Genomic DNA, 11,335 nt, shown 5'->3' on the forward strand with positions numbered 1-11,335 from the left:
TAGTTCATGCCTACTAAAATTCTCATGGTTTGTTTGGGTAATATCTGTCGGTCACCATTGGCTGAGGGAATATTAGCTTCTAAACTAGATCCTGAAAAATTTATTGTAGACTCAGCTGGTACCGGTTCTTGGCATGTGGGTAAATCACCTGATGAACGTTCTATTGCAGTTGCTAAAAAAAACAACATTTCTATTGCACATCAAAGAGGTAAACATTTTAGTCCAAAAGATTTTGACCTTTATGACTATATTTACGTGATGGACAGTTCAAATTATGATGACGTTATGCAACTTGCACCTACTCCTGAGCATCAAGCAAAAGTTAAAATGATCTTGAATGAATTATTTCCAGGTGAAAATGTTGATGTTCCTGATCCTTATTATGGATTATCAAATGGATTTGAATTGGTTTTTAGCATGCTAGACGAAGTTTGCGATATCATTGCAGACAAACTAAAAAAACATCATTCCTAAATAGAATCTTGGAATTCATTTTCAAAAAAATCTAACTACTCAAAACCTAAAATTATATTTTATGAACAGTAAAACTTCTCTAGGCAAACTTTATTTAATCCCTACAACAATGGGTGATTGTGATCCTATGGATGTTTTTCCGCAAACTATAAAAAGAAGTATTGAACTCATTGATACTTATATTGTTGAAAATGACAAAACAGCAAGAAAATCGATCAAATTAGTATGTCCAGAAAAAAAACAAGCTGATCTTAAACTTTATGTTTTAAACAAACATACTGAAACCAAAGAGCATCTTGAGTTTATAAAACCCTTATTAGAAGGCCATAACATGGGACTTATGAGCGAAGCCGGCTGTCCTGGAGTAGCCGATCCTGGTGCCGTGATTGTAAAACTAGCACATGAAAAAGGCATACAAGTAGTTCCGTTAGTTGGACCATCATCAATACTATTGGCAATGATGGCATCTGGAATGAATGGACAAAGTTTTACTTTTCATGGTTATTTACCCATAGAGAAAGATGAAAAAAAATCCAGCTTAAAAACCTTAGAGAGGATCTCTTTTGAAAAAAATCAGTCTCAGATTTTTATTGAAACTCCTTATCGAAATAATAAATTACTGGAAGACTTAATTCAGATATTGCATCCAGAGACACACTTGTGTATAGCAACTGATATCACGTTGCCTACTGAATATATTAAAACCAAAAAAATAGTAGCTTGGAAAAAAGAGACTATTGATTTACATAAACGACCTACTATTTTTATCATTCATAAAATGTAATTTAAAACTATCCTAAAAATGAAAAATTTTTTAATCCTGATTTTAATGTGTTTTGCACAAAACGTATTTTCTCAAACTCTTCCAAAAGTAGACCCAATCTCAAGCAATATAGAAGCTCCTATTTCGTCAATTATAACTTATAGTGACGATAATGCAGATAATATGGTATATGATAAAAGTGCTGTAGAAATCAAACCTGAATTTCCAGGAGGACAACAAAAACTTGATCTTTTTATAAACCAAAACTATAATTTAACTGATCCTCTCGCATCAAAAGGAAAAATTTACGTCACTTTCACAATTGAAAAAGATGGGTCCTTAACTAACATTAAACTATTAAGAGATTTCGGATACGGTTCAGGAGAAGAAGTAATTAGAATCTTGAAAACAGCCCCAAAATGGATTCCAGCAAAACAAAACGGAAAAAATTTAAGAGTGAAAAATGCAATAATGATTTTAATTGAATAAACATAATACTGTTTATAAAAATCTGGAAATCATCATTTTTTAAAATAAATTACTCTCTCATTAAACCACAAGTTTTTAACCACAAAACTATCCATGAGTAAACTTCCCAATGTATCTACCAGCATTTTTACAGTAATGTCCAAAATGGCGTCAGAACACAATGCCATTAATCTATCCCAAGGTTTCCCCAACTTTCCTGTAGATGAAAAGTTGACTGCTATAATGGCGCGTTTGTCCCGAGAAAATGTGCATCAATATACACCCATGGCGGGATATCCTCCGTTACTGCATCAAATTTCTAAGTTGGTAGAACTTTCTTACGACAGAATTTTGAATCCTGAAACTGAAATTCTAGTGACAGCGGGCGCTACACAAGGGATTTTTACAACCATTATGGCTCTAGTAAATAGTGGTGACGAAGTGATTATTCTAGATCCCAGTTATGATTGTTATGAGGCTCCGGTTTTACTTAGTCAAGCTACTCCAGTTAGGATTCCGCTTCATGATGATTATACTCCTAATTGGGAGCGAATTGCGACTGCTTGTACCTCAAAAACCAGAATGATTATTATCACAAATCCGCATAATCCTACCGGAAAAATATGGAACAATGAGGACATTGAAAGTCTAGAAACTATTCTGGAAAAACATCCTAACATCATATTACTTTCAGATGAAGTGTATGAATACATCACATTTGAAGACAAACACATATCAGCGCACACTAGAAAAAAAATTCGGAATCGCTGTGTCATGATTTCCTCTTTTGGTAAATCCTTTCACATCACAGGCTGGAAAATAGGATATGTTGTGGCTCCCGAAACATTGATGATTGAAATTAAAAAAGTACATCAGTTCCTTGTTTTTAGTGTGAATAGCATAAGCCAAGTGGCCATTAGCGAATACATTGATATCGTAGATCTTTCTGAAATTAAAAAACAATACCAAGCAAAGCGAGATTATTTTAAAGAACTGCTTATTTCTAGCAGATTTGACCTGCTGTCCTGTGAAGGAACATACTTTCAGGTAGCTTCTTACGCCAAGATATCTCAGGAAAATGATGTTGATTTTTGCAAACGATTGATCCTTGAACATGGTGTTGCTGCAATCCCTATATCGACCTTTTATGCTGATGGTAGAGATTTAAAACTCATTCGTTTTTGTTTTGCCAAGGACAACAATACACTTAAAGAGGCTGCTTTACGATTGTGTAAAGTTTAACTATTTCTGAGTATTTCTTTTTATTATGCATGCATACTATTTTTATTTTATTATATTTACATTAAAAAAAATATCAAGATATGAGTTATACAGATAAAATGTTACGCGACGATGCGCTACAAGGAAAAGTAATTGTTGTAACTGGAGGTGGTAGTGGATTAGGTAAAGCAATGACTAAATATTTCCTTGAATTAGGTGCGAAAGTGGCTATTTCTTCAAGAGATATTGAGAAATTAAAAAACACAGCTGCTGAACTTGAGCAAGAAACAGGTGGGACTTGTTTGCCTATTCAGTGTGACGTACGTCATTACGAAGAAGTAGAAAATATGCTTCAAGAAGTTTTAAAAACCTTTGGAAAAGTAGATGTATTGCTTAACAATGCTGCTGGAAATTTTATTTCCCCTACTGAGCGACTTTCGTCAAATGCATTTGATACCGTTATTGATATTGTACTTAAAGGAACTAAAAACTGTACGTTGGCTTTTGGAAAACATTGGATAGATACCAAACAAGGCTCATCTACTGTTTTAAATATTGTAACCACTTATGCCTGGACAGGATCAGCATATGTAGTGCCAAGTGCAACTGCAAAAGCTGGAGTGTTAGCCATGACTAGAAGTTTAGCTGTAGAGTGGGCTAAATATGGTATTCGTACTAATGCAATTGCGCCAGGACCGTTCCCAACAAAAGGAGCTTGGGACCGATTACTTCCAGGAGACTTAGCTGAAAAATTTGATATGGCGAAAAAAGTGCCTTTAAAACGTGTGGGTGATCACCAAGAATTAGCTAATCTTGCAGCTTATTTAGTATCTGATTTTTCAGCCTATATCAACGGAGATGTAATTACTATTGATGGTGGCGAATGGCTTAAAGGAGCTGGTCAATTTAATTTACTGGAAGCTATTCCAGAGGAACTTTGGGATCAACTAGAAATGATGATCAAAGCCAAAAAAAATAAATAAACACGAGTCTAGCAACATAAAAAAAGGCAAAACAACCAAGTGTAAAGCTTGTTTGTTTTGCCTTTTATATTTGCAAAATAATTATTCTAAAGCTAGTAAGATTTCGCTAGTAAGTAATCCGCTACCGCCTCCATAATGTTGTACGATTCGGCAATGAGGTTGCTGTTTTTCAAAAAAAGAGCGTAAAGATTCTTCTTCTTGTTCTAAAATTCCACATCCCAACAAAACAATATCAAAATTAGATTCTGCAAAAATTGCTTTGGCTTCATCATCTTTTAATACGCCTTGAGCATGCCAGTTATCTTGCTTATTGATCAAACGAATTACTGTTTGCAATATTTCAAGATGTCTTCCTATGTATAAAATATTGACTTTTTTCATGGTATTGGTATACATTACTTCGGCGAAAGCCTAAACAAACAACAACTTACTTTTTAAAAATAGAGTTTATTGTTTTACGAATTGCAATTCGATTGCCAAACGAACCTCATCACTTACAAGAACACCACCTGTTTCAAGAGCTGAATTCCAAGTCAATCCCCAATCTTTGCGGCTAATTTTACCTTCTAAAGCAAAAGCTACTTTGGTATTACCCCAAGGATCTTGCATTATTCCTCCAAAATCAGCAGCTAAAGTAATTGGTTTTGTTACGCCATGTAAAGACAAATCTCCTACCAATTCATAATCAGAACCGCTTTTTTGTGTAAAAGAAATTGCTTGGAAAGCAATTTCTGGAAATTGCTCCGCATCAAAAAAATCAGCACTTTGCAAATGCTTGTCTCTATCGGCATTACTTGTATTTACTGAAGCTACAGCACCTGTGAAATTAATTTTAGCATTCTCAAAACTTTCATTTTCTGTTTCAATAGTAGCATCAAAAGTTAAAAATTTACCAGAAACATTTGTAAACATCATGTGTTTTACTTTAAACCCTATTTCAGAGTGTGTTGGGTCAATTGCCCATTTAGTTGTAGCCATAATTGATTTATTTAAAAATTAATAGATTGTTTATAATTTAAAGTTGCATGGGTACTTCCATCAATAAAATTTCGGCACCATCACTGTTTGACGTAATTTCAAAAGAATTTGTATCCCATATTCCTAAACCATCTCTTTCATTTAAAGAAACACCACCAATTGTAAAATCACCTTTCAAAATAAAAGCATAAACGCCATTTCCAGATTTATTCAATTGGTAATTAGCTGTATGCATGTTATCAAACTTACCAATATGAAACCAAGCATCTTGATGAATCCATACACCAGCATCCTCTGGATTAGGAGACAAAATTTGTTGTAATTTATTGTGTCGATCGCTTAAATCCAAAGTAACTTGGTCATAACGCGGGGTAACATTCTTTTTATTTGGATAAATCCAAATTTGTAAAAATTTAACTAGTTGATCTTTGTTTTTATTATACTCACTATGAAAAATTCCGGTACCGGCACTCATCACTTGAATATCACCTTCTTTGATCACAGTAGTATTCCCCATGCTGTCTTGATGCTCTAGATCTCCTTCAAGAGGAATGGATATTATTTCCATATTATCATGCGGATGTTTACCAAAACCCATACCTTGATTCACTCTATCATCATTTAATACACGTAAAACTCCAAAATTCATTCGGTCTTTGTTGTGGTAATTTGCAAAACTAAAAGTGTGATAGGACTCTAACCAGCCATGATTAGCATGCCCACGAGTGTTCGCTTTGTGTAGTTCATAATGAGTTAGTGCATTTTCTTGAGGTATCGTTGTATTTTCCATGATTTCGTGTTTTAATATTAGAGTACAAAATTGCAACAAAAAAGAAACTAGGACATTGAACTAGGACAAGAAAAACAATTTTCTACATTATTTCTTAGCCATTTTTGTTCTTATTTTGCTTAAAAATTCAGCCGAAATGCCCAAATAAGAGGCAATATAATGTTGTGCCACACGTTGCGAGAGAGTGGGATATTGTGCTGTGAATTCTTGGTATTTTTCGGTGGCCGATCTTGATATAGTTTGAAATAAACGCTCCTGAGTTACAGCAAGGCTACGTTGCATTAAAATCCTAAAAGCACGTTCAAACCGTGGTGCTTTCGCAAATAGCTCTTCTTTGGTTTCTGGGTTAAAGACGAAGAACTCACAATCTTCCAGAGTTTCTATAAAAACGCGACTCGGTTTATTTTCATAAATACTAAATGAACTATCGCTCACCCAAGCATTTTCTATGGCAAATTGTAAAATGACTTCAAATCCATTGGCATCAATATAATACTTGCGAACACAGCCTTTGATTACAAAAATTTCAAAATTACAGATCTCCCCTTCTTGCAACAACATGGTTTTTTTGGGCACCTCTTTATAAGTCAAAAGTGAATTAAAAATTTCTAACTCACTTGAACTGAAAGAAACATAACGAGTGATATTGGAGTTAATTTGTGTATACACGATGGGTTCTGAATTTAAATATTAAAGATACTAAATCTGATCGCATAAAGGACAAAAAAAGCATGCTGTTGAACTAATTTTTATTCGAAAAATGAAAAACTACCCCATTAAAATTCCTATTTTTGCCACAATAAAAACATAATAATACACATATGCTAATTATAGGAATTGCTGGAGGAACTGGTAGCGGAAAAACAACTGTTGTACATCAAATTATGAATGAGTTACCGCAAACAGAGGTAGGTATTATCTCTCAAGATTCTTACTACAAAGAAAACCACGGACTCTCATTTGATGAAAGAGCCTTAATCAACTTTGACCATCCTAGAGCCATTGATTTTCCACTATTAGTATCCCATTTAAAAGAATTAAAAGCTGGAAATAACATTCACCAACCTGTATATTCTTTTGTAACACACAATAGAACAGACGATACTGTTTTTACACATCCAAGAAAAGTAATGATTGTTGAAGGAATTCTAATCCTGGCTAACCCTGAGTTAAGAGAATTATTTGATGTTAAAATATATGTTCATGCAGACTCAGACGAGCGCTTAATTCGTAGAATGAAACGTGATATTGCAGAACGCGGCCGAGACATGAACGAGGTAATCAACCGATATCAAAATACATTAAAGCCAATGCATGAGCAATTTATTGAACCTACAAAAGCTTTTGCTGATATTATCATTCCAAACGACAAATACAATACCGTTGCTATTGATGTGGTTAGAGCAGTAATAAATCAAAGGATTTCATAAATTGATGTATCTTTATAAAAATTAAAAATCGATTACCTAATTGTATTAAAAAGAAAATGAAAAACAAATTTACAAACAAACCTTGGCTTACGTTTTTGAGTAATAAATACGTATGGGTTTTATTGTTTTTTTGTATCTGGATGATTTTTTTGGACAATTACTCCTATTTTAACCATCGAATTTTAGATGAACAAATACAAGATCTAGAAGAAAATGCTAGTTACTACAGAGAGGAAATCAAGAAAGATAAAGAAAATATCAAGCAATTGAAAAATTCCGAACAAATAGAAAAATACGCTCGGGAAAAATATTACATGAAAAAAGATAGCGAAGACATTTACATCATAGAATTTGAAAACGATACTTTAAAAAAGTAAAATTCTATTTCTGATTTCGCATTGCATAAGGATTATTACATACGCTAACAGCCCAATAAAACAACATAAATCGGCGTCCTTTTTTTAGGGATAAAGATGCTGCAAACTATAAAAAAGATGAATACAAACCTTTTTGAAGATTTTGATCCTGTATCGTCCAAACAATGGAAACAAAAAATCCAGTACGAACTCAAAGGAGCGGATTATAACGAAACCTTAGTTTGGAACTCCCCAGAGGATATTATGGTAAAGCCTTTTTACCATAAAGACGAAACCAATAAAGCTTTAAACAGTGGAACAAAAGCTACTGAGTTCAAAATTTGTCAAAATATATTTGTTTTTGATGTATCAAAATCTATTGAAAGAGCTCAAGATGCGTTAAATAGAGGTGCTGACAGCTTGAGGTTTACTATTGAAGACGAAACCGTAGACATCACTCTTTTACTAGAAAAAATTACTCTTCAAGGGATTACCGTCTATTTTAACCTAGGATTTTTTTCAATCGATTTCGTAAAAAAAATAGAGGATTTTGCTAAGAAAAGCAACGTTACTATCTTTTGTAATCTAGATCCAATAGGCCAACTTGCTAAAGATGGAAATTGGTTTTCAACGCCAGAAAAAAGTAATTTTGATAGTTTGAACACTATAGCGTCATCCACGAACTCGGTTTCTTTTATTAGCGTAAACGGCGCATTGTATCAAAATGCTGGCGCTACAATTGTGCAGCAAATTGCATATAGTTTAGGTCATGTAAATGAGTACTTTAATCGTGTGGAATCAATTTCAACACCTATTGTTTTTGAAATAGCTGTTGGGACTAACTATTTCTTTGAAATTGCAAAACTACGTGCGCTACGTATCCTTTTTAACTTAATTGCTAAAGAATACAACCACGCACTACCGTGTAACATTATTGCTTTCCCTACCAAAAGAAATAAAACTTTATACGATTACAACGTAAATATGTTGCGTACCACTACCGAATGTATGAGTGCTATCCTAGGCGGCGCAGATGCAATAGCCAATCTACCTTATGACGCTTTATATCACAAAGACAATGAATTTGGAGATAGAATTGCTCGCAATCAGTTGTTAATTCTTAAAAAAGAAAGTTATTTTGACAAAGTAAATAATCCCGCCGATGGGAGTTATTACATTGAAAATCTAACGCAGCAACTTGCAGAAAAAGCCTTAGCCTTGTTTAAAGACATTGAGGCAAATGGAGGTTTCCTAAAACAATTAAACGAAGGAACCATAAAAAGGAAAATTCAAGAAAGTGCAGATGCAGCGCAAGAATTATTTGATTCTGGTAAAGAAATTTTATTAGGAACTAACAAACATCCTAACAAACAGGATAAAATGAAACATGATTTAGAGTTATTCCCTTTTGTAAAAGTAAAGCCAAGAAAAACATTGATTACACCCATCATTGAAAAACGTTTGGCAGAAAAAATAGAACAGGAACGATTAGACCTTGAATAAAAGGATATCTCACTATATAAATCAACAGCATTCCTATAATTTGGCACATTACAAATGAAAAGAAAAGATTTACAACATATAAAATTAGAGAGCGACCCAATAACAGTGGTGAATGTAAATTCTTCTGCTGATGCATTTCTAACTGCAGAGGGAATAGAGCTAAAACCTACGTACTCACAACAAGATATTGAAAAGCTCACGCATCTTGATTTTGGAGCTGGTTTTGCACCAAATTTACGTGGACCCTACGCAACCATGTATGTTCGCCGACCTTGGACAGTAAGACAATATGCTGGATTTTCTACAGCCGAAGAAAGTAATGCTTTTTACCGCAGAAACTTAGCTGCAGGACAAAAAGGACTTTCAGTAGCTTTTGACTTACCTACCCACCGCGGATACGATTCAGATCACGAACGAGTAGTAGGTGATGTAGGAAAAGCAGGAGTAGCTATAGATTCCGTTGAGGATATGAAGGTTCTTTTTGACCAAATCCCTCTTGATGAAATGTCAGTATCCATGACCATGAACGGTGCTGTGTTACCTATAATGGCTTTTTATATTGTAGCTGCAGAAGAGCAAGGAGTTAAAGCTGAATTACTTTCTGGAACCATTCAAAATGATATTCTGAAGGAATTCATGGTGCGTAACACCTATATTTATCCCCCTACACCTTCGATGAAAATAATTGCTGATATCTTTGAGTATACCAGCAAAAACATGCCTAAGTTCAATTCCATTTCAATTTCTGGATACCACATGCAAGAAGCTGGAGCTACAGCCGATATTGAATTAGCGTATACACTAGCTGATGGATTGGAATACATCAGAACTGGATTAGCCACAGGAATGAAAATAGATGAATTTGCTCCGCGTTTGTCCTTTTTCTGGGCAATAGGAATGAATCATTTTATGGAAATTGCAAAAATGCGTGCTGGCAGAATGATCTGGGCTAAATTAGTCAAACAATTTGAACCGAAAGATGATAAGTCTCTAGCATTACGAACGCATTGTCAAACATCGGGATGGAGTTTAACTGAGCAAGATCCGTTTAATAATGTAGCAAGAACCTGTATAGAAGCTGCCGCTGCCGCTTTTGGTGGTACGCAGTCTTTGCATACCAATGCATTAGATGAAGCTATAGCCTTACCTACAGATTTCTCAGCTAGAATTGCAAGAAATACACAACTCTATCTTCAAGAAGAAACTAAAATTACAAAAACTGTAGATCCATGGGCAGGAAGCTATTATGTAGAAAGTTTGACACATGAAATTGCCGAAAACGCTTGGAAATTAATCGAAGAAGTTGAAGAACTTGGCGGAATGACCAAAGCTATTGAATCTGGTATCCCAAAATTACGAATAGAGGAAGCTGCCGCAAGAAAGCAAGCTCGAATAGACAGTGGCCAAGATATTATTGTAGGAGTAAATCAATATCGATTAGAAAAGGAAGACCCACTACAGATTCTTGATGTAGATAATCAAATGGTTCGCAAGCAGCAACTAGAACAACTAGATCGAATTAAAGCGTCTAGAGATACCCAAAAAGTACAAGATTCACTAAAAAAACTGACCCTTTGTGCTCAAACTGGAGAGGGAAATTTACTTGAAATTGCAGTTGAAGCAGCCAGAAACAGGACTACACTTGGAGAAATTAGTGATGCTCTTGAAGCCGTTTTTGGGAGGTATAAAGCACAAATAAAATCATTTAGTGGTGTGTATAGTAAAGAAATAAAAGACGACAAAAGTTTTGAAAAAGCAAAACAACTTGCCGACGAATTTGCAGTAAAAGAAGGCCGTCGCCCTCGAATCATGATTGCAAAGATGGGGCAAGACGGTCATGACAGAGGTGCAAAAGTAGTAGCAACAGGCTATGCCGATGTGGGATTTGATGTGGATATAGGTCCGCTTTTTCAAACACCTGAAGAAGCTGCCAAACAAGCCGTAGAAAATGATGTGCATATTCTAGGTGTTTCATCCTTAGCTGCTGGACACAAAACGCTAGTGCCACAAGTAATTGACGAATTAAAAAAATACGGTCGTGAAGATATTATGGTCGTTGTAGGTGGTGTAATTCCAGCGCAAGATTATCAATTTTTATTTGATGCTGGCGCGGTAGCTGTTTTTGGCCCTGGAACAAAAATAAGTGACGCAGCAATCAAAATACTTGAAATATTGCTCGAAAGTTTTGAATAAACCTTTTACAAAACAAAAAAATCACCTAAATGGTGATTTTTTTGTTTTTACAATGAATGTAAAAGATAATTACTTCTCGTAAAAGTTCGTCCAATACATCCGTATTGAATTTGAACAAACAAAAATTAAAATTTTAAAGTTTATTTTAGAAAATAAAAAAATACTAGATATTATGG

At 34.5% G+C, this 11,335-nt stretch carries 13 protein-coding genes; 9 read left to right on the forward strand and 4 right to left on the reverse strand.

The window, feature by feature from the left end:
- Positions 1-6 precede the first annotated feature (6 nt).
- The 5 genes from DNC80_RS01725 (at position 7) to DNC80_RS01745 (ending at position 3,909) form a co-directional block, all read left to right on the forward strand.
- The gene (locus DNC80_RS01725; protein ID WP_182648676.1) at positions 7-474 is read left to right on the forward strand and encodes a low molecular weight protein-tyrosine-phosphatase; all 468 of its coding nucleotides are present in this window, start codon (positions 7-9) and stop codon (positions 472-474) included.
- A 61-nt stretch (positions 475-535) separates the two neighbouring features.
- Positions 536-1,258: an SAM-dependent methyltransferase gene (locus tag DNC80_RS01730; RefSeq protein ID WP_182648678.1), complete on the forward strand. Its 723-nt coding sequence runs from the start codon at positions 536-538 to the stop codon at positions 1,256-1,258.
- Positions 1,259-1,276: 18 nt separating this feature from the next.
- On the forward strand, positions 1,277-1,726 hold the full coding sequence (locus DNC80_RS01735) for an energy transducer TonB (RefSeq protein ID WP_182648680.1): 450 nt from the start codon (positions 1,277-1,279) through the stop codon (positions 1,724-1,726).
- 93 nt (positions 1,727-1,819) lie between these two features.
- The gene (locus DNC80_RS01740; RefSeq protein WP_182648682.1) at positions 1,820-2,947 is read left to right on the forward strand and encodes a methionine aminotransferase; all 1,128 of its coding nucleotides are present in this window, start codon (positions 1,820-1,822) and stop codon (positions 2,945-2,947) included.
- A gap of 80 nt (positions 2,948-3,027) precedes the next feature.
- Positions 3,028-3,909: an SDR family oxidoreductase gene (locus DNC80_RS01745; RefSeq protein ID WP_182648684.1), complete on the forward strand. Its 882-nt coding sequence runs from the start codon at positions 3,028-3,030 to the stop codon at positions 3,907-3,909.
- An 81-nt stretch (positions 3,910-3,990) separates the two neighbouring features.
- Here the strand turns inward: DNC80_RS01745 and DNC80_RS01750 are convergent, their stop codons facing one another.
- From DNC80_RS01750 to DNC80_RS01765, 4 genes are all read right to left on the reverse strand, one after another.
- Entirely contained in the window at positions 3,991-4,290 is a 300-nt protein-coding gene (locus DNC80_RS01750; RefSeq protein WP_182648687.1) for a hypothetical protein, read from the reverse strand.
- A gap of 66 nt (positions 4,291-4,356) precedes the next feature.
- Positions 4,357-4,887: a YceI family protein gene (locus tag DNC80_RS01755; protein WP_182648689.1), complete on the reverse strand. Its 531-nt coding sequence runs from the start codon at positions 4,885-4,887 to the stop codon at positions 4,357-4,359.
- A 37-nt stretch (positions 4,888-4,924) separates the two neighbouring features.
- Entirely contained in the window at positions 4,925-5,677 is a 753-nt protein-coding gene (locus DNC80_RS01760) for a pirin family protein (RefSeq protein WP_144889067.1), read from the reverse strand.
- A gap of 87 nt (positions 5,678-5,764) precedes the next feature.
- The gene (locus DNC80_RS01765) at positions 5,765-6,346 is read right to left on the reverse strand and encodes a Crp/Fnr family transcriptional regulator (RefSeq protein WP_144889068.1); all 582 of its coding nucleotides are present in this window, start codon (positions 6,344-6,346) and stop codon (positions 5,765-5,767) included.
- A gap of 152 nt (positions 6,347-6,498) precedes the next feature.
- Here DNC80_RS01765 and udk point away from each other — a divergent pair, with 152 nt between their 5' ends.
- The 4 genes from udk to scpA all read left to right on the forward strand — a co-directional run bounded on the left by udk (position 6,499) and on the right by scpA (position 11,159).
- A complete protein-coding gene (gene udk / locus DNC80_RS01770) occupies positions 6,499-7,107 on the forward strand; it encodes a uridine kinase (protein WP_086454257.1) in 609 nt (202 codons plus the stop codon).
- 56 nt (positions 7,108-7,163) lie between these two features.
- A complete protein-coding gene (locus DNC80_RS01775) occupies positions 7,164-7,484 on the forward strand; it encodes a septum formation initiator family protein (RefSeq protein ID WP_182648691.1) in 321 nt (106 codons plus the stop codon).
- Between the two features lie 117 nt (positions 7,485-7,601).
- Positions 7,602-8,966 carry a methylmalonyl-CoA mutase subunit beta gene (locus tag DNC80_RS01780; protein ID WP_182648693.1) on the forward strand — a complete coding sequence of 455 codons (1,365 nt, stop codon included), beginning with the start codon at positions 7,602-7,604 and terminating at the stop codon, positions 8,964-8,966.
- A 54-nt stretch (positions 8,967-9,020) separates the two neighbouring features.
- Positions 9,021-11,159, forward strand: a complete 2,139-nt coding sequence (scpA, locus tag DNC80_RS01785; RefSeq protein WP_182648695.1) for a methylmalonyl-CoA mutase — start codon at positions 9,021-9,023, stop codon at positions 11,157-11,159.
- Positions 11,160-11,335: the final 176 nt, after the last annotated feature.

This window comes from Flavobacterium sp. SOK18b, assembly GCF_014156605.1.
GTDB lineage: Bacteria > Bacteroidota > Bacteroidia > Flavobacteriales > Flavobacteriaceae > Flavobacterium > Flavobacterium tiangeerense.